This window comes from Amycolatopsis sp. YIM 10 (assembly GCF_009429145.1).
In the GTDB taxonomy this organism is placed as follows: Bacteria; Actinomycetota; Actinomycetes; order Mycobacteriales; family Pseudonocardiaceae; genus Amycolatopsis.
Map to the genome: position 1 here is coordinate 7,749,009 of NZ_CP045480.1, position 22,868 is coordinate 7,771,876.

At 69.2% G+C, this 22,868-nt stretch carries 23 protein-coding genes and 1 pseudogene; 10 read left to right on the plus strand and 14 right to left on the minus strand.

Features of this window, described 5'->3' with window-relative positions; translation table 11 throughout:
• Positions 1-91 precede the first annotated feature (91 nt).
• Positions 92-838 (plus strand): SDR family NAD(P)-dependent oxidoreductase, encoded by a 747-nt coding sequence (locus tag YIM_RS36555; RefSeq protein WP_153034723.1) that lies wholly within the window; start codon positions 92-94, stop codon positions 836-838.
• Here YIM_RS36555 and YIM_RS36560 read toward each other — a convergent pair.
• From YIM_RS36560 to YIM_RS36590, 7 genes are read right to left on the minus strand one after another with little or no spacing between them, the layout of a single operon-like run.
• Entirely contained in the window at positions 828-1,655 is an 828-nt protein-coding gene (locus tag YIM_RS36560; protein WP_153034724.1) for an LLM class F420-dependent oxidoreductase, read from the minus strand. The genes YIM_RS36555 and YIM_RS36560 overlap by 11 nt on opposite strands.
• Positions 1,652-2,929, minus strand: coding sequence for an NAD(P)/FAD-dependent oxidoreductase (locus YIM_RS36565; RefSeq protein ID WP_153034725.1), 1,278 nt, complete (start codon positions 2,927-2,929; stop codon positions 1,652-1,654). Before YIM_RS36565 ends, YIM_RS36560 begins: the two co-directional genes overlap by 4 nt.
• A complete protein-coding gene (locus YIM_RS36570) occupies positions 2,926-3,246 on the minus strand; it encodes a 2Fe-2S iron-sulfur cluster-binding protein (protein ID WP_153034726.1) in 321 nt (106 codons plus the stop codon). Before YIM_RS36570 ends, YIM_RS36565 begins: the two co-directional genes overlap by 4 nt.
• A 17-nt stretch (positions 3,247-3,263) precedes the next feature.
• Entirely contained in the window at positions 3,264-4,487 is a 1,224-nt protein-coding gene (locus YIM_RS36575) for a cytochrome P450 (RefSeq protein ID WP_153034727.1), read from the minus strand.
• Positions 4,488-4,506: 19 nt separating this feature from the next.
• Positions 4,507-5,412, minus strand: coding sequence for an SDR family NAD(P)-dependent oxidoreductase (locus YIM_RS36580; protein ID WP_153034728.1), 906 nt, complete (start codon positions 5,410-5,412; stop codon positions 4,507-4,509).
• 14 nt (positions 5,413-5,426) lie between these two features.
• Positions 5,427-6,353, minus strand: a complete 927-nt coding sequence (locus YIM_RS36585; RefSeq protein ID WP_153034729.1) for an SMP-30/gluconolactonase/LRE family protein — start codon at positions 6,351-6,353, stop codon at positions 5,427-5,429.
• A gap of 27 nt (positions 6,354-6,380) precedes the next feature.
• The gene (locus YIM_RS36590; RefSeq protein WP_153034730.1) at positions 6,381-7,325 is read right to left on the minus strand and encodes an alpha/beta hydrolase; all 945 of its coding nucleotides are present in this window, start codon (positions 7,323-7,325) and stop codon (positions 6,381-6,383) included.
• A 178-nt stretch (positions 7,326-7,503) separates the two neighbouring features.
• Between YIM_RS36590 and YIM_RS36595 the strand changes: the two genes are divergently transcribed.
• Positions 7,504-8,292, plus strand: a complete 789-nt coding sequence (locus YIM_RS36595; protein ID WP_153034731.1) for an enoyl-CoA hydratase/isomerase family protein — start codon at positions 7,504-7,506, stop codon at positions 8,290-8,292.
• 50 nt (positions 8,293-8,342) lie between these two features.
• On the opposite strand, the gene YIM_RS36600 is transcribed toward YIM_RS36595, so the two are convergent.
• Positions 8,343-10,289 (minus strand): NAD(P)/FAD-dependent oxidoreductase, encoded by a 1,947-nt coding sequence (locus tag YIM_RS36600; protein ID WP_153034732.1) that lies wholly within the window; start codon positions 10,287-10,289, stop codon positions 8,343-8,345.
• A gap of 49 nt (positions 10,290-10,338) precedes the next feature.
• Complete coding sequence (locus tag YIM_RS36605) at positions 10,339-11,154, minus strand: IclR family transcriptional regulator (protein WP_153034733.1); 816 nt, start codon at positions 11,152-11,154, stop codon at positions 10,339-10,341.
• A 171-nt stretch (positions 11,155-11,325) separates the two neighbouring features.
• Here YIM_RS36605 and YIM_RS36610 point away from each other — a divergent pair, with 171 nt between their 5' ends.
• Positions 11,326-11,934 (plus strand): TetR/AcrR family transcriptional regulator, encoded by a 609-nt coding sequence (locus YIM_RS36610; RefSeq protein WP_153034734.1) that lies wholly within the window; start codon positions 11,326-11,328, stop codon positions 11,932-11,934.
• Between the two features lie 9 nt (positions 11,935-11,943).
• On the opposite strand, the gene YIM_RS36615 is transcribed toward YIM_RS36610, so the two are convergent.
• From YIM_RS36615 to YIM_RS36635, 5 genes are all read right to left on the minus strand, one after another.
• Positions 11,944-13,152, minus strand: coding sequence for a CaiB/BaiF CoA-transferase family protein (locus YIM_RS36615; protein WP_153034735.1), 1,209 nt, complete (start codon positions 13,150-13,152; stop codon positions 11,944-11,946).
• Positions 13,149-14,204 carry an acyl-CoA dehydrogenase family protein gene (locus tag YIM_RS36620; protein ID WP_153034736.1) on the minus strand — a complete coding sequence of 352 codons (1,056 nt, stop codon included), beginning with the start codon at positions 14,202-14,204 and terminating at the stop codon, positions 13,149-13,151. Before YIM_RS36620 ends, YIM_RS36615 begins: the two co-directional genes overlap by 4 nt.
• The gene (locus YIM_RS36625; protein ID WP_153034737.1) at positions 14,201-15,352 is read right to left on the minus strand and encodes an acyl-CoA dehydrogenase family protein; all 1,152 of its coding nucleotides are present in this window, start codon (positions 15,350-15,352) and stop codon (positions 14,201-14,203) included. The genes YIM_RS36620 and YIM_RS36625 overlap by 4 nt, the downstream gene beginning before the upstream one ends.
• A 108-nt stretch (positions 15,353-15,460) precedes the next feature.
• The gene (locus YIM_RS36630) at positions 15,461-16,159 is read right to left on the minus strand and encodes a GntR family transcriptional regulator (protein ID WP_153034738.1); all 699 of its coding nucleotides are present in this window, start codon (positions 16,157-16,159) and stop codon (positions 15,461-15,463) included.
• 64 nt (positions 16,160-16,223) lie between these two features.
• A complete protein-coding gene (locus tag YIM_RS36635; protein ID WP_153034739.1) occupies positions 16,224-16,967 on the minus strand; it encodes an SDR family NAD(P)-dependent oxidoreductase in 744 nt (247 codons plus the stop codon).
• 230 nt (positions 16,968-17,197) lie between these two features.
• Here YIM_RS36635 and YIM_RS36640 point away from each other — a divergent pair, with 230 nt between their 5' ends.
• The 7 genes and pseudogenes from YIM_RS36640 (at position 17,198) to YIM_RS50150 (ending at position 22,853) form a co-directional block, all read left to right on the plus strand.
• The gene (locus tag YIM_RS36640) at positions 17,198-18,400 is read left to right on the plus strand and encodes a hypothetical protein (RefSeq protein WP_153034740.1); all 1,203 of its coding nucleotides are present in this window, start codon (positions 17,198-17,200) and stop codon (positions 18,398-18,400) included.
• Positions 18,401-18,452: 52 nt separating this feature from the next.
• The gene (locus YIM_RS36645) at positions 18,453-19,199 is read left to right on the plus strand and encodes an SDR family NAD(P)-dependent oxidoreductase (RefSeq protein WP_153034741.1); all 747 of its coding nucleotides are present in this window, start codon (positions 18,453-18,455) and stop codon (positions 19,197-19,199) included.
• 2 nt (positions 19,200-19,201) lie between these two features.
• Positions 19,202-20,449 (plus strand): sulfotransferase, encoded by a 1,248-nt coding sequence (locus YIM_RS36650; protein WP_153034742.1) that lies wholly within the window; start codon positions 19,202-19,204, stop codon positions 20,447-20,449.
• The gene (locus YIM_RS49445; protein WP_153034743.1) at positions 20,446-21,231 is read left to right on the plus strand and encodes a 3'(2'),5'-bisphosphate nucleotidase CysQ; all 786 of its coding nucleotides are present in this window, start codon (positions 20,446-20,448) and stop codon (positions 21,229-21,231) included. Before YIM_RS36650 ends, YIM_RS49445 begins: the two co-directional genes overlap by 4 nt.
• Positions 21,225-22,130: a sulfate adenylyltransferase subunit CysD gene (gene cysD, locus YIM_RS36660; protein WP_255463080.1), complete on the plus strand. Its 906-nt coding sequence runs from the start codon at positions 21,225-21,227 to the stop codon at positions 22,128-22,130. Before YIM_RS49445 ends, cysD begins: the two co-directional genes overlap by 7 nt.
• Positions 22,130-22,702: pseudogene (locus YIM_RS36665) on the plus strand (GTP-binding protein); the annotation flags it as partial. The gene cysD and the pseudogene YIM_RS36665, both read left to right, overlap by 1 nt.
• A gap of 25 nt (positions 22,703-22,727) precedes the next feature.
• Positions 22,728-22,853, plus strand: coding sequence for a hypothetical protein (locus YIM_RS50150; protein ID WP_255463081.1), 126 nt, complete (start codon positions 22,728-22,730; stop codon positions 22,851-22,853).
• The last annotated feature ends 15 nt before the right edge of the window (positions 22,854-22,868 follow it).

The following is a 22,868-nucleotide window of genomic DNA, read 5'->3' on the forward strand; positions in this document are numbered from 1 at the left end:
CGCCCGACCCGGCGTCTCGCTCAGCGGGACCTCCGATGGCCGGGCCCGCACCGAGTTCCTAGCGTTCCCGATCACGACCGGGAGGATCACGATGTTCGAGCTGTCAGGGCATATCGCACTGGTCACGGGAGCAGGCCGCAATACCGGGGAAGGCATCGCCAAGGCCCTGGCTGCCCAGGGCGCGGCCGTCGCGGTGAACGACCTGCTGCCGGAGCGCGCCGAAGCCGTGAGCGCCGAGATCGAGCAGGCCGGGGGCAAGGCCGTCGCGGTACCGTTCGACGTGACCGACCGTGACGCCGTGCTGGCCGGAGTCGGCCGGGCAACCGCGGCTCTGAGTGGCCCTATCGACATTCTCGTCAACAACGCCGGCATTCCGGCCGACATGGGCTACGGGCCCTTCCGCGATCTCGATCCGTCCCGCTGGCACGGCCCGGTCGACATCAACCTGTTCGGCGCGATGAACTGCGTCCACGCCGTCATCGGCCAGATGTGCGACGCCGGGTGGGGGCGCATCGTGCAGATCTCGTCCGGCTCGGCACGGACCGGCTCGGCTACCGGGCTCAGTCTCTACGGCTCCGCCAAGAGCGGCGTCGAGGGCTTCGTACGGCACATTTCGCAGGAGGTCGCCCCGTTCGGCGTGACCGCCAACTCGCTCGCGCTGGGAATCATGTCGAGTGCGGGCGGCCCCGGCGTCGCCGCTCTCGTCAAGCGCGTGCCGACCGGCCGGGCAGGCTCGCCCGACGACGCCGCGGCGGCGATCGTCTACCTGGTGTCGCCGGAAGCGTCCTGGATGACCGGGCAGACGATCAACCTCAACGGCGGCAGCGTCACCTACTGACCCCGGCGATCGCTTCCGCCATTTCGTCGAGGGTGTGCAGCGCCTTGTCCTCGGGCAGCGTCGGCAGGTGGAGCAGCACCCGCTCCACACCGAGGTCCGCGTAGCTGGCAAGCGTCTCCGGATCGTATTCGGCGCCGAATACGGTCACCGGCGTTTGCGCGCCAGTGACTTGACGCATCCGGTCGATGTGCGCGCCGAGTTCCTGGGGCGGTACGGCGCTGGGCAACCACGCTGAGCCGTACTCGGCCAGGCGGGCAAACGCACGTTGGCTGCCGCCGCCGACGTAGATCGGCGGATGCGGCCGCTGCACCGGTTTCGGCCAGGAGTGCACCGGGTCGAAATCGACGAACTCGCCGTGGAACTCCGGCTTCTCCTTCGTCCACAGCTCGATGATCGCGCGCATCCGCTCGTCCATCAGCCTGCCCCTGGTCCGCGGATCCGTGCCGTGGTTGCGCATTTCGTCCACGATCCAGCCGGCGCCGACCCCGAACACCGCGCGGCCACCGGAAAACAGGTCGAGCGTGGCGACCTCCTTCGCCGTGATGATCGGATCCCGCTGGACGATCAGCGCAATACCCGTGCCCAGCAACAGGTTCTGGGTCACCACCGCGGCGGCCGTCAGTGCGGCGACCGGGTCGAGCGTGCGGAAGTACTCACGCGGCAGCGCGTAACCCGGGAACGGGACTTCCGCCGTGACCGGGATGTGCGTGTGTTCGGCCAGGAACAGCGCGTCCAGGCCGCGCTCCTCCAACGCCGGGCCCAGAACCACCGGGCCGATGCTCTCGTCGGTGAGGAAGGTCGAAACCCCGAACTTCATCCTGTTGTCACCCCATTTCCAAGCTGCGATTCAGCGAGATGGGCCTTCAGAGGTCGGCTGACGTCCGCCGCGGCCTCGGGGGCCAAGGAGGTTCCACTGGCCAAAGCCTTGCGCACCACGAGAAAGTCCGCGGGGCTGTTGACACACTCGACGGCTACCAGGCGCTCGTCCCGGTAGCGCAGGACGGTCGATCGCCCCGGCCGGGCGTCCGGGCGGACGACTACGACATCGTCCGCCCGCGCGAGGCCCGCGATCTGGATCTTGATCGTGCCCTGATCGGACCAGAACCACGGCACGCTGCGGTACGGCTGCTGACCGCCGACGAGCACGGACGCGGCGGCCTTGGCCTGTTCGATCGCGTTATCCACGCTCTCCAACCTCAGGCGTGCGGCCGGTGAGGACGCCGGTGATGGGTCGGGCAGGTTCGCGCAGTCACCGACGGCGATGGTGTACCCGTCGGAAGCACGAGAGTACGCGTCTACGACAACCCCGTTGTCACAATGAAGACCCGCCGTCCGCGCCAACTCGTCACGAGGCTGCGCACCCACGCCGACAAGAACGAGCTGGGCGGGCAGCTGTTCTCCACCCTCCAACTCGACACCCGCGACCGCGCCGTCCTTGCCCAGCAGACGGGCCGGACGTTCACCCGTGAGCACCCTGATCCCGGCCGCGCGGTGGGCCGCCTCGACCACCCGCGCCGTAACCGGGCTGAGCACCCGGGCCATCAACGCCGGCGCGGCTTCCACCACGGTGGCCCGAACGCCGGCCGCCGACACGGTGGCGGCGACCTCCAGCCCGACGAAACCACCCCCGAGCACGACCAGGTCGGTGACCCCATCCAGACGGCGCGCGAGAGTCCGCGCGTCACGAACGTCCCGGAGCACCAGCACACCATCGAGACCGGCCCCGTCGAGCGGGAGCTGGCGCGGTCGCGCGCCGGTCGCCAGTACGAGGCGGTCGAAGGTCCAGCGGCGGCCCGAGACGGCTGCCGCCGTCCCCGCTCCGCCACCGGTCAGCTCCAACCGCTCGACGCGCTCTCCCAGCACCAGGCCGATGTCCTGCTCGGCATAGAAAGCAGCTGTGCGCAACGCGAGCGAATCGAGGGATGCCTCCCCCTTCAGGAACGCCTTCGACAGCGGTGGGCGACTGTAGGGGGCGTGCGGTTCCTGCCCGATCAGGGTGATGGGCCCGTCCCAGCCTAATTCCCGAGCGCTGCTGACCAGCTGCGTGCCGGCCTGGCCCCCGCCCACGACGAGCAAACGGTCATCGCTCACAACTGAGCTTCCGGTACGGTCACGTGCACTTCCCGCCCGTCGTCCAGCACCAGCTGGCAGGACAGGCGGGAGTTGTCCTCGCGCTCGGTGGCGGCGCAGTCGAGCATCTCGTCCTCGTCCTCGCCGACCGGCGGGAAGTCGCCCGCGTTCTCCTCGGCGAGGAACACGTGGCAGGTCGCGCAGGACAGCACACCGCCGCATTGGCCCACGATCCCCGCGACCCCGTTGCGGACCGCGGTCTGCATCACGGAATCGCCGGCGGCCGCTTCGACCACCCGCTCGCTGCCGTCGGGCTGGGTGTAGAACACCTTCGGCATCGGTCAGTTCCTCTCGCTCACCAGGTGACCGGCAGGCCGGTCATCGGCTGGGTCAGCACGTCACTGCGAGCCTCCGCCTCACCGGCCAGCCGCAGCCCGGGAATGCGCTTGAAGATCTCGGACATGCCGACCTGCAACTCCATCCGGGCCAGCGGCGCGCCGAGGCAGTGGTGCAGGCCGTGGCTGAGCATGAGGTGCGGGTTGTCCTTCCGCGTGATGTCGAACCGGCCGGGCTCCTCGAAGGTGGCGGGATCGTGGTTGGTGGAGACCGGGTCGATCGCAACCGCCTCGCCCGCGGCGATCAGCTGCCCGTCGACGAGCACGTCCTCCTTCGCGACAAACGGGACCAGGCCACCTCCGGCGCCCACCGGATTCCCGGTTTCGAACCCGCCGTGCCGCAGCACTTCTTCGGCCGCGGTGGGCGCCAGCCCGTCCGGGTCGGTGAGGAACAGCGCGCGCTGTTCGTCCGACCGCAGCAGCGAACGCACGGCCGTGGTGATGAAGTTGGCCGTGTTGTCGAACCCGCCGACGATCAGGATGAACGCGATGGGAAGGATCTCGGCGTCGGTGAGGGTCTCGTCCTTCTCCCGTGCGTGCGCCAGCGAACTGAGCAGATCGTCTCGCGGCTCCTCGCGGCGCTTCGCGATCAAGTCGGTCATGTAGGCCGCGAGTTCGGCCATGTCCGCCGCGGAGCTGTCGCTCGCGCCGGCCACGGACATGCTCGACGAACTCCATCGCTCGAACTTTTCCCGATCCGAGGACGGCACCCCCAGCAGCGAGCTGAGCATCTCGATCGGCAGCGGCACCGCGTACTCGGCCACCAGGTTGTGGACGCCATCGCGGGCGAGCATGCGGTCGATCAGCTCGTTGGCGAACGCCACGGCCGAAGAGCGCATCTCACGCACCCGCCGCGGGGAGATCGCCTTCTGCACGAGCTTGCGCAGCTTGGTGTGCTGGGGCGGGTCCTCGAACTGCAGGGTGGTCCGCAGGAAGTCGGGGAACGGCACCGGGAACGGCACGACTCGCTCGCCGGTGCGGAACGGCTCGCGGACGAACCGCGGATCGGCGAGTACCTCCTTCGCCGCGCGGTTGCGGTGCACGACCCACAAGTCACCGCCGTGGGGCATGGTGACCTTGGTCATCGGCCGGTCGGCCAAGAGCCGCTTCATGTGTTCCACCGCGTCGTCCGGGGAAACCGGCCCGAACGGGAACTCGGTGCCAACGCTGGTCGTCTCGGTCACGGTCTTCTCTCCTGGCGGATCAGGTGGTGTGGGGCTGTGGTGCGGTGATCGCTTGCGGCTGCGCGTCCGGCGTGATCGCCATGACCTCGTCGAAGCGCTCGGCCACGGTCTCGACGGTGAGCGCGGGGTCGTGGATGCCGGTCGTGGTCACGACGGCCATGCGGCTGACCGCGCCGCCCGCGACGTTGAACACCTCGCCGGTGACCGCGCACGACGGGTGCAAGAGGTAGGCGGCCACCGGTGCGACGTGTTCGGGCAGCAACTGGGTGCGCAGGTACTGCAGCACTTCGGGCGACAACGAGTCGGCCGAGTTCTCCGCCATTCGCGTCCCGGCGCCCGGCGCCAGCGCGTTGACGAGGATGCCGTGTTCCGCGCCTTCGATCGCGAGGTTGCGGGTCAGGGAGAACACCGCGCCCTTGGAACTGCCGTAGTGGGTCATCAGCGGGTTGCCCAGCATCGCCGCGGACACGGTGTTGACCACGCGCCCGGCGCCCGACTCGACGAGGTGCGGCCACGCCGCACGGCACACGTGCAGCGAGCCGAAGAAATGGACGTCCAGGTAACGCTGGTATTCCGCGGTGCTGATCTGGTCGAAGTGCGCGGTGCGCACGATGCCGGCGTTGTTCACCACCGCGTCGAGGCGCCCGAACTCGCTGATCGCGGCGTCGATCACCGCGGCCGCACCGGTCTCGGTGGAGACGTCGGCACGTGACGCGACGGCGGTTCCACCAGCGGCACGGATTTCCTCGACGACGCTCCCGGCCGGATCGTCACCGTCCACATCGGACCCGTCCACGCGGGCACCCAGGTCCGAGACGACCACCGAGGCGCCGCGGGCGGCCAGCAAAAGGGCGTGCGCGCGGCCGATGCCGCGCCCGGCACCGGTGATGACGACCACGCGGTCGTCGAAAGTCAGGGGGTTCACAGGTTTTCCTCCAGTCAGGGCCGGCTCGTGCCGCCGCCGACGCTGACCGCGGCGGTCCAGATCGTCCCGTTGCGGTTCTGCCGCGACTGCTCCCAGTCGAGTACGTCCAGGCCAGCGCAGATGAACAGCGTGCGGCGGTTCTCGCCGCCGAGAACGCAGGCGGGTGGCAGCGCTTCCTCGGCGCGGAAGCGGGCGATATCGGTGATCTCGCCGCCTTCGACGAACCGCGCCACGGCCGGGACGGAGGGCATCCCGGCCCAGACGCCGCCACCGTCGTCGAGGCAGATGCCGTCGGGCAACGAGGGCGTCTCGGCGAACACCCGGCGCCCGCTGAGGCGGCCATCCTCGGCGCGGTCCAGTTCGGTGATGCGGTTCGCGAACGCTTCGGCGGTCACCACCCGCCTGCCGTCCGAGCTGATCGCGATGCCGTTCGCGCCGGAGAACTCTCCGAGTTCGGTCAGCGCGCGCATGCTGCGGTCGGGTTCCACCGCGATCAGCGCGGAGTCGCGCGGCTGTTCACCGGCGAACAGGTCGAAGCCCAGCTGCGTGACGTAGGCGCGGCCATCGGCGTCGACGACCATGTCGTTGATCGGTCCGGCGGCGGCTTCTCGCAGGTCGGCGTATTCAGTGAGCTGCTCGCCGTCGAACACGAGGACCAGGCGCTCATGCATCGAGGTGACGATGAGCCTGCCGTCGGGCAACCAGCCGAACCCGCCGGGAATGACCTCCGTGCCGTTCACCGAGGTCCGCGTGGACAGATCGACCATGGTCTCCGGCTCACCGGCGGCGTTCAGCCGCAGGATCCGGTGCGCGTACATGTCGCTGAACCACAGCGCTCCGCCGTGCCAGCGCGGGCATTCGGCCCAGGTGTACCCGCGCGACAGCTCCTGCGGTGTGACCGGGGCAGCGGCGGCAAAGGGGTCGACGGCGGTGTCGGTCATGACTTCTCCAAGGATCGGCCTGCCTGATCAGAACGGGAGCGGATGGGCGAACTTGGCGCGCAGCAAGGCGCAGGTCTCGGCGAGCGCGAGCCTGCCACGGGCCAGGAGGTCGAACTGCTTGACAAAACCGTGGTAGGAGCCCGGATAGCGGGTCAGCGTGGTCTGCACTCCGGCATCGCGCAGCCGCTCGGCGTACCGCTCGCCCCAGTCGCGGATCGGGTCGCACTCCCCCGTCACCACGATGGCCGGCGGCAGCCCGCTCAGGTCCGCGGCGTAGGCGGGGATGCGGTACGGGCTGGCGGGATACCCCTGCCCGCTGTCGGCGAGTTCGTTGAGGTACAACACATCGTCGCGGCCGAGGATGGGCGCGTCGGCGCATTCGGTCATCGACCGGGCACCCATGTCCCGGTCCAGGCCCGGGTAGATGAGCACCTGGCCGAAGATGCCGGGCCCTTCACGGTCCCGTGCGGCGAGCGCCACCGCGGCGGCCAACGTGCCGCCGGCGCTGTCCCCGAGGACAACCAGCCGGTCGGGGTCGACGTCCAGTTCCCCGGCATGCTCGGCGACCCACGCGGTCGCGGTGTACGCGTCGTCGAACTGGGCGGGCGGGGGCGCCTCCGGAGCCAGGCGGTAATCGACGGACACCACGGTGGCGCCGCTGTGGTGGGCCAGGTTGCGGGCGAGGGGTTCGAACGAGTGATTCGACCCCATGCACATGCCGCCACCGTGGAAGTACACGAGCACCGGGGCCCGGCTTTCGTCGTTCGGCCGGAAGCTGCGCAGCGGGATCTCGCCGTGTGGTCCCGGGATCGCCCGATCGACCGTCTCGGCCATCTCGGGCAGCCCCGAGGGGAACGGCATTTCCTCCAGCATGTCGCGAATCGCGGTGATGCCACGTTCTCGCATCGGCGGCGTGCCTGCCATGGCCGCGGCGATTGCCGCGGCGTCCGGGTCGAGCGGGGGAAGGGCCATGGGAACTCCGGATAGGGCAGGCGGGTCGATGGGCAGGCGCGGCTGGATCGCTCAGCCACGAGTCTCCGTCCGCTCCGGCTGCCCTTGACCGCAAGCGTCCACTGAGCGGGACAGCTCTCGGCAATGGATCGGGAGGTGGCCACTGTGGACTTCGAACGACGAGACCTGGAGTGCACCCATGACGACGGACAGCCCGCAGACCATCCCACTGTCGGTCACGCTCGACGACGGTGTCGGCCTGCTCGAACTGCGACGGCCACCGAACAACTTCTTCGACGAGCAGTTGATCGGGGCGATCGTCGACGCGGCGCGCGAACTCGACGACGACTCGCGATGCCGCGCGCTCGTGCTGGCGTCGGCCGGCAAGCACTTCTGCGCGGGTGCCGACTTCGGTGCGGGTGGCGGGTTCGACGCCGACCGGGTGGCGGTGTCCGAGCGGCTGTATCGGCGGGCCGCGCAACTGTTCGAGGTCCAGACCCCGATCATCGCCGCGGTGCAGGGCGCCGCCGTGGGCGGCGGACTGGGACTGGCCTGCGCAGCCGACTTCCGGGTGGCGACGCCCGCGACGCGGTTCGTCGCCAACTTCTCGGTGTTGGGCTTCCACCACGGCTTCGGGCTGAGCGTCACCTTGCCCGACCTGGTGGGCAGGCGAGTCGCGGCCGACCTGCTGCTGACCGGCAGGCGGGTCGGCGGTGAAGAGGCGGTTCGTATCGGGCTCGCCGATCGGCTGGCCGAGCCGGATCAGCTGCGCGAAACCGCCATCGACTGGGCGCGGTCGATCGCGGCCGCCGCACCGCTCGCCGTCCGGTCGATCCGCACCACGCTGCGCGCGGACCTGCCCGGCCGGGTTCAAGAGGCACTGGAACACGAGCTGGCCGAACAGGCCCGGCTCTGGGCGACGCGAGATTGCGCCGAAGGCATCGCCGCCAGCCTCGAACGGCGCCAACCGGTATTCCACGGCGAGTGAAAGCTGGTGGCCGGCTCCCCGAACGGAGCCGGCCACTCTGGCGCTTCCCGCTACTCGCGGGTGAACACGTAGTCGTCAGGCTGGGGCTCGCGCAGCATCGCCCAGTAGTCGACCAGTCGCCACGGGCAGGTGATCCACGCACGGCCGGACTTGTTGCGGTAGTAGCCGTTCGCGGTCCCGGCGTGCTTCCACACCGTCTTGTCCAGTTCGTCGTCCACCCGCTGGTTGTAGTCGTCGGTCGCGTCCTGCCGGGGTTCCATCGCGGTGTAGCCGTGCTCGACCAAGTACTGCAGGCTCTCCACGACGTAGTGCACGTGCTCCTCGCTGGTGACGTTGTGCCCGCCACCGTGGTTGGGCGCGGCGTTGGGGCCCGCGGTCACGAAGAGATTGGGGAACCCGGGCACGGTGATGCCGAGGTATGCCCGCGGGTTCTGGTCGGCCCACTCTTCGGCGAGTACCCGCCCGTCGCGGCCGACGACATCGAGGAAACCGAGGTATTCGAGCTTGAACCCGGTCGCCCAGATGATGACGTCAGCGGCGATGAACTCGCCGTCGGTGGTCACGACGCCGTCGGGGCGGATCTCGCGGAACGAGCCTCGGTGCACCGATACGTTGTCCCGCTTGATGGCTTCGAGGAAACCGGGGTCTTTCACGATGCGCTTGGCGAACGGCGGGAAGTCGGGCGTCAGCTTCTGCTTCAGATCAGGGCGGTCGGCGAACGTCCGGTCCAGGTGGTCCAGGCACACCTGCATCAGCGCGTCGTTGGCCGGCGAGGCCGAGACGTGCTCGGCATACCATTCCTCGTCGATCCGGGGGATGATCCAGCCCTTGTCCGCTGCCCACCAGTAGGTCTTGAGCCGGAGCCACTGGTGGAAGTAGGGAATGTTCTCCAGCGCCCACTTCACCCCGTCCGGCACCTCTTCGGACACGCGGCGTTCCGGGACGATCCAGTGCGGCTGGCGCAGCACCACGTGCAGGGCTTCGACCTGGTCGACCACGCTGGCCACGACCTGCACCGACGTACAGCCGGTACCGAGCACGACCACCTTCTTGCCGGTCAGGTCGACGTCGTCGCGCCATTCCGCAGTGTGCATCATCGTGCCTTCGAAGGTGTCCATCCCGTCGAATTCGGGGATGGACGCGCCGTTGAGCACGCCGGTGGCGGTGACCACGGCGTTGGCGCGGCGGGTTCGCACGAAGCCGTCCCCGTGGCGAACCGTGATCTGCCAAGCCTGCTCGTCCTCGTGCCATTCGCAGCCGAGAACCTTGGTGGAGAACGAGATGTGCGGGTACAGCTCGTACTTCCGGGCCACCCCGTGCAGGTAGTCGAGGTACTCCGGTCCGGTCGGGTAGTACTTCGACCACCGGGGATTCAGCTCGAACGAGTACGAGTAGAAGTGGCTGGGGGTGTCGACCGCCGCACCGGGATAGACGTTGCGTGACCAGGTCCCGCCGATGTCCTCGCGCTCTTCGAAGATCTGGTAGCGGAAACCGGCCTCGCCGAGCTTGATCGCCGCGTTGAGCCCGATCATGCCGGCCCCGATGATCGCGACGGTGAAGTCCTCCGGCGCCTTGCGCGTCCGCGGCACGACCCGCTGCGCGGGCTCGAACCCTGCCTGCTCACGGAGGTGCGGGACATACTCGTCCCCGATGGTGTCGTTCACGCACACCTCGGCCATGCGCTGGAAGAGCTTGTCGTCCGGCACCGTGATCCGGGGAACCAGCTGGCTGCCCAGGAGTTTCTTGGCTCGTTCACGGACTTCCGCCGCGACGCTCTCCGGATACTCGCCGAGAATCGCCGGGGAAGGTCCGTGTTGCTGTTCGTCGAGTTTGGACTTGAACTCCTCGACGAGGGTGGTGTCGCCGGTGAGGTGCACCAATGCCATCAGCAGGGCACCGGGCTCCGCGGCGTCGACGGCGGCGTCAAGCGCGGCGGGATCGACGTCGGCGACGGGGGAAACCACGTAGGTCGGCTGGTCGGCGGAGATGACGGTCATCGACAACCGGCTCCTCAAGATCGTACGAACGGTGAAGGTAAAGCGGAAGTCAGCCGGGAGCGATCGCTCGCGGCGGGCTGGCGGCGAACCGGGGCGGAGTGCGGCGGGGCAGGAGCGGTGTGACACCCGAGGCCTCGTACCAGATCTCCGTCGCGGCCATCCGGACCGCATTGACGGCCTTCTCGACCGGCGTCGTGTCGGCGGGCCCGCACAACGACAGCGCTACCCGCAGATCTCCGGTCCCCGGGCCGATCGATGCCGCCACGACGAGGGTGTCGGCGGCGCAACCGCGCGCGTCCACCGCGACGCCGCTGCGATCCCCGACCCGGTCGAGTTCTCGGCGCAACTGCACGCGGTTGCGGATCCCGGCCGATGGCCGAGTCGGGAAGACCAGCTCGGGCCAGTCCGATTCGTCGAGCCGCGCCAGCAGGGCCAGGCCCGGCGCCGAGCGCACGGCGGATTGCCGCGCCCCCACCTCCCAGTCCTTGCCCTTCGCGGGCCAGCCGCCGACCCGCTCCAGGTGCAGCACGTCCGGTGAGGCCAGCGCGCTCAGGTACACGGTGAGCCCGGTCGATCGGTGCAACGCGTGCATTCGGGGCAGCGCGACCTGGTGGACGCCGTCCCGCCGCACGGCCTGCACACCGAGTTCGAACATCTTGATGCCCAGCGAGTACAGGTTCTCCTGCCGCTCGACCCAGCCCAGTTCGACCAGGCGCTGCAGGATCCGGTGCACCGACGAGCGAGGCAGGCGAACCCGGCGATAGATCTGCGCCAGGGTGAGGCGATGGTCGCCGTGGAAGGCCTCCAACAGGGAGGCCACTCGGTCGATCATGGCGATGGGCGTGTCCGGGCTTCCCGTCGTCATCGTCGCCTCCCAGCGCTGGGGGTTGCAGAATATGCCACCATGGCAGAAACTGACACACGTGAGTGTAGCCACGGACGAAGACCGTGTAAACAAATCGTGTCCACTTTCCGCATACGATCCTCTGGCCAGTCGGCTCCCTGGTTCCGGGCGTGACAAGCTGGGGGTGTGGTGATGAGCAAGCCGAAACGACCGACGCTGACCGAGCGCCGCACCGAAGAACTCCGGATCGCGATCGCGCGCAAGGCCGTCGAGATCTTCGTCGCCGACGGCGACACCTCCGCGACGATCGAGCGCATCGCCGAGGCGGCGGGCGTGTCGCAGCGGACGTTCTACCGGCACTTCCCGGTCAAAGAGGACGTGGTGCGCCCGTTGTTCCGGGCGAGCTCGAACTCGGTCATCGAGGCATTGGAGCAGGCGTCCGACGACGGGGAGCCGGTCGAGGTCCTGGTGACGGCGTGGACCTCGGACCTGATCCACGGCGGTCTCGGCGACTTCGAGCGGCGGTTCCTGACCCTCATGGTGTCCACCCCGCAGTACCGGCTGCGCTGGCTCGAAGTCGACGATGAGTTGTGCGATGCGATGATCCGCTTCCTGGAGCGGCGGCAGCTGCTAGGTGACCATCCGTTGCACCGTTCCCTTCCCGCTTACCTGATCGTGCAAGCAACCAGGCACGTCTTCGAATACTGGATCAAATCCGGTTCCCACGAGGACATCGCCGACTTGCTGCGGGACGCGTTCCGGATGGTGCTGGCCGGCACCAGGGCTCCGGCCGCCGGCTGACTCCGGCCATCACTCCTCCTCGGGGCCGAGGGCACCACATTTGCGGAGCGAGGCGACGTCCTCCGTGCTGTACCCGAGGTCACCGAGCACGCGGGTGGCGTCCGCGCCGTGTGCGGCCGGGGCGCGGGGCGGCACCGAACCCGAGCGGCTCAGCTTGATCGGCACCCCGATCCCCTGGTAGCCATTACCGTCGCCGACGACCATGCCGCGATGGCGAACCTGCGGCGACGCCATCACGGCGGCCATGTCGTTGACCGGACTGGCCGCCACTCCCCGCACGCGCAATTCGACGGCGAGCGCTCCCGCGTCCTGCCGGAGGAACAACGGTTCCAGCTCCGCCAGCAACTCCTGGCGATTCGCCACCCGATCCTGGTTGCGCTGGAACCGGACGTCCTCGGCGAGGCCGGGCCGCCCGAGGACCTGGACGAGCGCGGAGAACTGGCCATTGCTGGCCGCCGCGACGAACATGCGCTCCCCCTTCGCCGTGCGGAACACCTGGTACGGCGCGACGGTGGGATGCGCGGCGCCGGTGCGCTCGGGCACGACGCCCGACTGCAGGTACGCGGCCGAATGCGGGTGGATCATCGACACGACCGCGTCGAGCAGGGTCACATCGACCAGCTGTCCCCGGCCACGCACCGACCGCTCGAGCAGGGCGAGCAGGATGCCGCCGAAGGCTTGGTGCGCGGCGGTGATGTCCACGATGGGCACGCCCACGCGCAGCGGATCGCCGTCGCGCTCACCGTTGACGCTCATCAGCCCGCCGTAGGCCTGCAGCACGGCGTCGTAGCCGGGCAGGCCGCCGAGCGGCCCGTCCACGCCGTAGCCGGTGATCCGGCAGTAGACCAGCCGCGGGAACTCCTCGGCGAGCCGGGACTCGTACCCCAGACCCCACCGATCCATCGTGCCCGCCTTGAAGTTCTCCACCACCACGTCGGCCTGGGCGATGAGGTCGTGCAGCACCTCGCGCGCACGGTCCACCCGCAGATCGAGCACCACGTTCGCCTTGCCGCGGTTGAGGCCCTGGTAGTAGGCGCTCGTCGTCTCGGCTTCGTCGATGAACGGCGGACCCCAGCGGCGGGTCTCGTCCCCGGCCGGTGCCTCGACCTTGATCACCTCCGCACCGTGGTCGGCGAGCATCTGGGCGCAGAACGGCCCGGCGAGCACTCGGCTCAGATCGAGTACCCGCAATCCCCGCACCGCACCGGCCGTGCTCATCGCCCACCTCCGCCAGTCATCAGCGTCCACCACTCGCCGCTCGCCGCACCGACCGCCGCGGCGAGCTGGTCCTGCCAGTAAGCCTCGTTGCCGAACTCCTCACGCCACGACCACAAGCGAGTGGTCGCCGCGCCGAGGTGGTGCTCGCGCGAGTAGCCGAGCGCGCCGTGCAACTGGTGCCCGATCGACGCGACCACGTGCGCGCTCGCGGAAGTGGTCGCCTTGGCCGCGGCGACCGCGACGGCGGCCTCACCGCCTCCGGTCGCTACGTCCGATTCGGACTCTTCGACCGCGAGCACGGCCGCTTCCGCGCTGACCCGCATCGCGGCGACCTCGGCCGCCAGTGCGGCGAGGTGCTGCTGGACGGCCTGGAAACGAGCCAGCGGACGGCCGAACTGCTCTCGTTCGGTGACGTGCCGGCGTGCCGATTCGAGAACCGCGCGGGCCGCGGCGGCGAGCTGCACGGACCGGACGAGCGCACCCCGCTGCCACAACGCGGCGGCGTCCAGCTCCACGGCCGCTTGGCCGGTTATCGCGAAGTCGTTGAACTCCAGTACATCCCGAGGTTCACCGGCAATGTTTTCTCCTGGTTCGAAGCCACTTCTCGCGGTGCTGGGCAGCACAACCACCATCGCGGCGTCGCCTCCGCGAGCGAGCGCCACGACGTGGTCGGCGTGGCGGCCCCACGGCACCTGCAGCCGCCCCGACAACCGGGCCACTCCGCCACTCCACGCAACACCGGCCTCGTCGGCCGAGGCGACCACCACCCCATCCGGCAGGGTCAGTCCTGCTTGGGCCAGCAGCCAGCCGGCGAGGAAGGCCGACTCCGCGACCGGCACCCGTGCCGCGTGGAACGCGACCGCGTCGACCACCACCGCCAGGTCGCGGATGCCGCCGCCGCTGCCGCCGATCTCCTCCGGCACCCCGAGCAGGTGGAACCCGGTCTCCGCCAGCATCTTCCACAATGGACCGTCGAAGGTGGTGTTCTCGTCACGCTCGCGCAGGATGGCGCTGACGGTCGAACGGATTTCCGCCCGCAGGTCGTCGCTCATCGAACCCCCAGCCCCCTTGCCACGACAGACCGCAGAATCTCGTTCGTACCGCCTCGCAGCGTGAAGGCCGGGGCGTGCAGCACACCCTCGGCGAGCATGCCCGGAATTCCCAGCTCACCTTTGCGTGGTTCGGTCCCGGCCAGCCGCCGGACGGTCTCCACCACGTCGCCTTCGAACCGGGAGCCCAGGTCCTTCACCAGCGCCGCCGCGGTCTCGGGCGAGCGACCGTCAGCCAGGGCGGCAGCCACGGACAGCGAGAGTTGTCGCAGCGTCCACGCTCGTGCGGTAAGTCTCCCGAGTTCTCTGCCGTCCACGGGGTCTTCCCACACCGCCACCTTGGCGGCCCATTCCCGCAACAACGGCACCGTGCTCATCAAGCGCTCGGGTCCGGAGCGTTCGTGCCCGAGTTCGGCGGTGACCTGCTTCCAGCCGGCACCGCGCTCGCCGAGCAGGCTCTCCGGCGGCACGACTGCGCCGTCGAACACCACCTCGTTGAAATGGTGCTCACCGTCGATCGTCACGATCGGCCTGATCTCGACTCCGTCCGCGGGCAGATCCACCACGAACTGCGACAACCCGGCCTGGCGGTCCCCCGCATCGCCATCGGTGCGCGCGAGCAGCACCATCGCGTGCGCGAAGTGGGCGCCGGTCGTCCACAACTTCGTGCCGCTGATCTCCCACCCGCCGTCGACCTGCCTGGCCCGGGTACGCACCGAGGCCAGGTCCGACCCCGCATCGGGCTCGCTCATGCCGATGGCGAAGAAGCACTCCCCGCGCGCGATCGCCGGCAGGTAGCGCTGTCGCTGGGCCTCGGTCCCGTGCCGCAGGATCGACGGCGCCATCTGCCGGTCCGCGATCCAGTGCGCCGCGACGGGCGCTCCGGCGGCGAGCAGTTCCTCGGTGACGACAAACCGGTCCAGCGGCAGGCGATCGTGACCGCCGTAGCGGGCGGGCAAGGTCATGCCGAGCCAGCCCCGCTCGCCGAGGCGCCTGCTGAAGTCCGGGTCGTACGCCGTCATCCAGGCGTCGGAACGCGGTGTGAAGGCGCCGGCCGCCTGTTCGGCGTCGAGGAAGCCGCGGACCTCGTCTCGCAACCGCCTCGCGGCGGGCCCCAGCCGATGGGCGGCCAGCTCCAGGGTCGCTGTCACTCAGGGTCCTCCTTGGGTCTCCCCCAGCCTAGGCAGATTGGATCCAATAATGGATACCTTGTCCCACTCACCGGTCCCCGCCCGGTGAAATCGCGAGATCCGCGCTGGTCAGCCCGCGAAGGGGCGCGCGGCACCTGCCTGGAGCACGAAGTCGAGCTGTGCCTCCGACCCGGCACGATGGGTGTCCATCAGCTCCACCAGGCGTTCACGGTCACCCCGGCCTAGAGCGGCGACGATCTCCCGGTGCTCGGCGACGATCCGCTCCCGCCCGGCGTCGCTGTGCAGGTAGACCGAGTGGTACGGCAGCGCCCGCGTCCAGATCCGCCGGATCTCGCCGACCACCAGGTTCTGGTCGCTCAGCTCGAAGATCGCGAAGTGGAACTCGCTGTTGAGGGCGCGCATCCGGGCCAGGTCGAACTCGGCGGCGGCCCGCTCGATCTCCTCGGACAGTGCGGCGATGCGCGCGAGCTGACTGGCGGTGGGCACCGGCAGACCGCGGAGGATCTCGGTCTCCAGCAACCGCCGCATCAGATACACCTGGTCGAACTCCGAGCGGCTCAGCCGGGCCACCGCGAACCCGACGTTGTGCTCGTGTGTGACGAGGCCGTCCGCCACCAGCTGCCGCAGTCCCTCGCGCACAGGCAGCCTGCTCACGCCCAGCGTGGCCGCCATCTTCTCCTGGCGGAGCTGCTGGCCCGGCAGCAACTCACCCGACATGATCAGGTGCTTGATCCCGTCGACGACCCGGGACACGGCCTCCGTGGAGGACCGCCCGGGGTCGGCCGCGCGAGCCTTACCCGACGGCATCCACCCTCCTCACGCAGGCGCCCGTTGCTCGTTCGCGACAGCATCTCACAGGCTGCCGACCACCTCAGGTCGTGACGCTCCCGCCATTGAGGTTGAGCGTCTGGCCGGTCATCCAGGACGCCTCGGGTGAAGCCAGGTAGACCACCGCCGCTCCGACGTCCTCGGGCGTACCGGGACGACGAGTCGCGATGCGCGAGAACACTTCCGGGTTCGATCCGGCGGCGTTGGCCTGCAAACCGAGCGCGAGCGTGTTCGCGGTGACGCCGAACGGGCCCACCTCCTGCGAAATGTGCCGGATGAAGCCCTCCACCCCGCTCTTGCTCGCACCGTAGAGCGAAAGCCCCTGATCGGACCCCACCCGCGCGGACCCCGACGAGATCTGCACGATGCGCCCCCAGCCCGCGTCGCACATCTCGCCGATCACCGCCGAAACGAGGTTCATCGCGCCGAACAGGTTGATCTCCACCGGAGCGCGCCAGCGGCTCGGGTCAAGGGTGCGGAACTGGCCATGGCCGAAGTCGGCAGGAATGCCCGCGTTGTGCACCAGGATGTCGAGGTGACGCCCGAATTCGGAGCGAGCCTTGTCCACGGCGTCGCGCACCGAGCTCAGCTCGGTGACGTCGAACGCCATCGGGATCGCGGTGCCTCCGGCGTCCCGGATCTCCGAACTCACCGCGTCGGCGCGTTCGGCCACGAGGTCGTTCACCACGACCGCGGCGCCCTGGGCGGCGAGCGCCCGGGCGATGCCGGCACCGGCGTTCTGCCCCGCGCCGGTCACGATGGCCGTGTGGCCGGAAAGATCGAACATGGCCTCTCCCTGTCGAATGGCGTGGCCCACCGGGTGGATCACGTTGCCGCCACCGCCAGTAGATCGGCTCGGCGACCGGCTGCTCCGCCGATGTCCCAGTCAGTGGACGACTCCGTGAACTCGTCCACAGTGGACCGAGCTGGGCCCGCTCCCGCTCAGCGGGACCGGTGCGCGCCTCCCCTCGCCCGCGGTGCCTACGTTCGCCGGAACGACACGAGAGGTGAGCACCCATGTCCCGGCCAGCTGACGGCGAGCCGTTCTTGCCCGCCTGGAACACCTTCCTCGACGGCCTCCGCGACCTCGCGCCCGCCATGCTGGACAAGCTGCCGGCGCAGCTGCGTGACGATCCGCAGACCCAGCACGAGATCGGGCGGTTGCTGCTGGGCGCGCTCGCCGCCCGGAGTATCGAGGCAATCGCCGGCGACGGCGACCACCCCATGTTCCTGCCCTCGCTCAACGTCGTGCTCAACGTCTTCCAGCCCAACGCCGACACCGTCTACAAAACCGCGCACATCACACCCGGCGGTACCTACCGGCTTCGCGGACGGGCGGGTTCGCTGCGCATCGCCAAGATCGGCTCGATGGCACCGCCCGCGGCCGACGGCAGCATCCAGGCTTCGAGCTACTACGACCTCAATTCGCTCAAGACCGATGAGGACGGCACATTCGACGCCCTGCTCAGCCCGACCCGGCCGGAGGACCACACCGGTGACTGGTGGGAACTCGACCCCCGGGCCAACACTCTGCTGCTGCGCCAGGTCGCTTACGACTGGTCGGCCGAACGGGATCCGGTGATCGCCGTCGAACGCGTCGACGCCCCACCGACCCGGGCCCGCCCTGACGCAGCCGACCTCGCGCGCCGGCTCCAGGCGCTCGCTCCCGGCGTCGACCGCACCGCCACGCTCCTCATCGATCACGTCCCGCAGCTGCAACGCGAGGGCTACGTCAACAAGTTCAAGGTGTGGGACGTGGTGTCGAACTACGGCGGCCTGTTCGGGCAGTTCTACTACGAGTGCGCCTACGAGCTGCAGGACCACGAGGCGCTGCTCATCGAGTCGGACTATCCCGAGACCTGCGAATACGCGTCGCTGATCCTCACCAACCAGATCTTCGAGACCACCGACTGGTACAACAACCACAGCAGCCTCAACGGCGCACAGTGGCGGCTGGACACCGACGGCAAGCTCCGGGTGGTGGTCTCGGCCACCGATCCGGGCGTGCCCAACTGGCTCGATACGGCGGGCTATCCGACCGGGGTCGTGCAGGGACGCTGGACCGACTGCAGTTCGAACCCGATGCCGTCGGCGCGCACCGTCGCCGTCGCCGACGTGGCGAAGCACCTCCCCGCCGACACACCACGGGTGACCAAGCAGCAGCGCGAGCAAATCATTCGTGATCGGCGCGCCTGGTTCCAGCAGCGCCCGCTCTGGTGAGCGGACCCGCACGACGTCCTGCCCCATCCACCGCGTGCGGAGGAGCCCAGCTGTGGCAGCACCCCACTTCGACTTCACCGAAAACCGCGTCCTGGTCACCGGCGGCTCGAACGGCATCGGCCTCGGGATCGCGACCGCGTTCCGCGAGGCGGGCGCGGAAGTGATCATCACCGGCACTCGCCCGGCCGCGTCGGACTACGACCACGATCTCGGCGGCTTCGTCTACCACCCGCTTCGCCTGACCGACGAGACCGGCATCGCCGAGCTCGCCGCGTCACTGGATCGGCTCGACGTCCTGGTGAACAACGCGGGACAGAACCTCACGGACCGGAACGAGTCGGACCCCGACGTGTTCGCGGAAGTGGTGACGGTGAACCTGGTCGCGACGTTCCGGCTCTCAACGGCCTGCCGGCCGCTGCTGGCCGCCAGCAAGCTCGACGGCGGCGGCAGCGTGGTCAACCTGGGGTCGATGACGAGCTTCTTCGGGCTGACCATCGTCCCCGCCTACGGAGCCGCGAAAGGCGGTGTCGTCCAGCTCACCAAGGGTCTGGCCGTCGCCTGGGCCGGCGACGGGATCCGGGTGAACGCGGTCGCTCCCGGGTTCATCGAGAGCAACATGACCCGCCCCATGCTCGGGATGGACGCGCTGATGCGGCCCGTGCTCGACCGCACGCCGATGCGCCGCTGCGGCACGCCGGCCGATGTCGCCCCGGTGGTGCTGTTCCTCGCGGGGGCCGGGGCCCGCTTCGTGACCGGACAGACGCTGCCCGTCGACGGCGGCTACTCGGTGCAGGGGTGAGGATGACGAACAAGATCCGTATCGATGACCTCGCCGAGCCGCGGCTCACGCCGGTGCAGGAGGCCGCGCTCAGCTACGGCGAGTCCCAGCCGGTCGACCTGAGCCCCGGTGCCGTCCTGGCGGCAGCGGTGGAGGCGACCGGGCTGGACGACTTCGGGCCGCGCGACTTCCGCGAGCGCCTGGACCTGTGGCTGTCGGAGATGGACAAGGACGGCGACCGCACGGGACTCGGCCGGCTGTCCATGTTCGGCGACTGCGTGCGCCACGCGAAGAACCGGCTGCGCATCCACGACCTGCTCCGGCGGCACCCCGAGATCCGCGACGTGCCGATCGAGCGGCCCGTCATCGTGGTCGGCCTCCCCCGATCCGGCACCACCCACCTGGTCAACCTGATCGCCGCCGACGATCGCTTCCGCTCCATGCCGTTGTGGGAGAGCCGCGAGCCGGTGCCGGACCCACGCGAGTCCGCCGCCGAGGTGGACCTCCGCTGGGAGCGGTGCTACCAGACCTGGGAGGCCTCGCGGCGCACGCTCCCCCTCCTGGCCGCCATGCATCCGATGAACCCCGACCACGTGCATGAGGAGCTGGAGCTGGAGCTGCCCGACTTCTCCAGCTACTACATCGAGTGGGTCGCCCGCTGCCCCGGCTGGCGGGACTACTACCTGTCCCACGACCAGACCCCGCACTACGCGTACCTGCGGTCGGTGCTGCAGATCCTGCAGTGGCGACGCCCGCGCGAGCGCTGGGTGCTGAAGTCGCCGCAGCACCTGGAGCAGCTCCGGCCACTGATGACCACGTTCCCGGACGCCACCATCGTGGTGACCCACCGGGATCCCGTCTCGGTGATCCAGTCGACCGCCACGATGATGACCTACAGCGCGCGGCTGCACTACCGGGACACGCGCCCCGGCTGGTACGCCGAGTACTGGACCGACCGGATCCGCCGCCTGCTCGACAGCGCGGTCCGCGACCAGGACCTGCTGCCCGCGGACCGCACGATCCACGTGCGCTTCCACGACTTCATGGCCGACGAGCTGGGCACGGTCGAGCGGATCTACGCCGCCGCCGGGTTGGAGTTCACACCCGAGGCCCGGTCCAGGGTCGCTGCCTACCGCACTGATCACCCGCGCGGGCGTGACGGTCAGGTCGTCTACGACCTACGTGCCGACTTCCAGGTCGAACCGGACGAGGTGCGGGCGCCGTTCCGGTCGTATCTCGACCAGTTCGGCGTCCGTGAGGAAGTCCGATGAGGAACGGAAAACGAGTCGAACCCCTTGCAGCGCCTGCTCTCGCGACCGCGGCGGACCACGAGGCCGCCACCCGGCTGGCGACCGCCGCGGGCGAACTGCTGATCGACGTACGACGACGCGGCTTGGAAGGCCGGGCCCTCAAGGCAGCGGGCGATCGCGCCTCGCACGAGTGGTTGATGACCGAGCTCGCCGCCCGGTTTCCCGGGGACGCGGTGTTGTCCGAGGAGGGCAAGGACAATCCCGATCGGCTTGGGAAAGACCGCGTGTGGATCGTCGACCCGCTCGACGGCACGCGCGAATTCTCCGAGCCGCCGCGAGCTGACTGGGCAGTCCACGTCGCGCTCGCGATCGAAGGCACCGTGGTCGCGGGAGCGGTGGCGCTTCCCGCCGCGGGCATCACGCTGGGGACCGCCCGGCCGCCGGCCCTTCCCGCCGTCAAACCCAGGGCACCGCGCATCCTGGTCAGCCGGAGCCGTCCCACGGAGCACGCCCGCGTGCTGGCCGATCAACTCGGCGGGGAACTGGTCCCCATGGGTTCCGCCGGTGCCAAGGCGATGGCCGTGGTCCGGGGAGAAGGCGATGTGTACGCCCACTCCGGCGGCCAGTACGAATGGGACTCGGCGGCACCGGTCGCGGTCGCCGCCGCTGCGGGCCTGCACGTGTCGCGTTTGGACGGAAGTCCGCTGCGTTACAACCAACCCGATCCGTGGCTGCCGGATCTGCTCATCTGCCGCCGGGAACTGGCGGGCACCGTCATCGACCTCGGACTGGAGCGATCGTGAACACCTTGACGCACCTCCAGCGGCTCGAAGCCGAGAGCATCCACATCATGCGGGAGGCTGTCGCCGAAAGCGAGCGCCCGGTCATGCTGTACTCGATCGGCAAGGACAGCTCGGTCATGCTCCGGCTGGCCTTGAAGGCCTTCTACCCCTCGAAGCCGCCATTCCCGCTGCTGCACGTGGACACGACGTGGAAGTTCCGCGAGATGTACGCGTTCCGGGACCGGACGGTGCGCGAGCACGGTCTCGACCTGATCGTGCACCAGAACCCCGAGTGCGTACGGCTGGGCATCAACCCGTTCGACCACGGTTCCTCGACGCACACCGACATGTGGAAGACCGAGGGGCTCAAGCAGGCGCTCGACCAGCACGGGTTCGACCTCGCTTTCGGCGGGGCCCGTCGTGACGAGGAGAAGTCGAGGGCCAAGGAACGGGTGTTCTCCATCCGGTCACCTCAGCACCGATGGGACCCGAAACGGCAACGGCCCGAGTTGTGGCGCACCTACAACGCCCGGACCAACCCCGGCGAGACCGTCCGCGCGTTCCCGCTGTCGAACTGGACCGAGCTGGATGTGTGGCAGTACATCAATCTCGAGCAGATCCCGATCGTCCCGCTGTACTACGCCGCACCGCGCCCGGTCGTGCAGCGTGGCGGAATGCTCGTCATGGTCGACGACGACCGGATGCCGCTCGAACCGGGCGAAACCGCGGAGAAGCAGAGCGTGCGCTTCCGCACCCTGGGCTGCTACCCGCTGACCGGCGCGGTCGAGTCCACTGCGGACACCCTGCTCGACATCATCAGGGAAACGCTGCTCACCACCACCTCGGAGCGTCAGGGCCGGGCCATCGACCACGATTCCAGCGCCTCGATGGAGAAGAAGAAGCAGGAGGGCTACTTCTGATGGCCCACACCGACAGCCGTATCGCCGCCGACATCGAGTCCTATCTCGCCGCCCAGCAGGAGAAGTCCCTCCTGCGGTTCATCACCTGCGGCAGCGTCGACGACGGCAAGAGCACCCTCATCGGCCGGTTCCTCTACGAGTCCAAACTGGTCTTCGAAGACCAGCTCGCCGTACTGGAGAACGACTCGAAGAAGGACGGCACGCAGGGCGACGAACTCGACCTGGCGCTGCTCGTGGACGGGCTGGCCGCCGAACGCGAGCAGGGCATCACGATCGACGTCGCCTACCGCTACTTCTCCACCGAACGGTGCAAGTTCGTCGTCGCCGACACACCCGGCCACGAGCAGTACACGCGCAACATGGTCACGGGCGCGTCGACGGCCGACCTCGCCGTCATCCTGGTCGACGCCCGCAAGGGAGTGCTCACCCAGACGCGGCGCCACAGCCACCTCGTGGTGCTGCTGGGCATCCGCCACGTCGTACTGGCGGTCAACAAACTGGATCTCGTCGCCTACTCACACGAGGTCTTCGACCGGATCGACGCCGAGTACCGAGCCTTCGCCGCCGAACTCGGGTTGGCTGCCGAACTTCACCGGGATCGACTCCCCCTACGAGAAACCGGAGGAGCCCGAACTCCACATCCGTACCGCCGAGACCAGTCCCGAGCAGGCGGTCGAGCAGATCGTCGCGTACTTGCTGAATCGCCCTGCCGGCCAGCGGTGACGGGCCCCGGCCGAA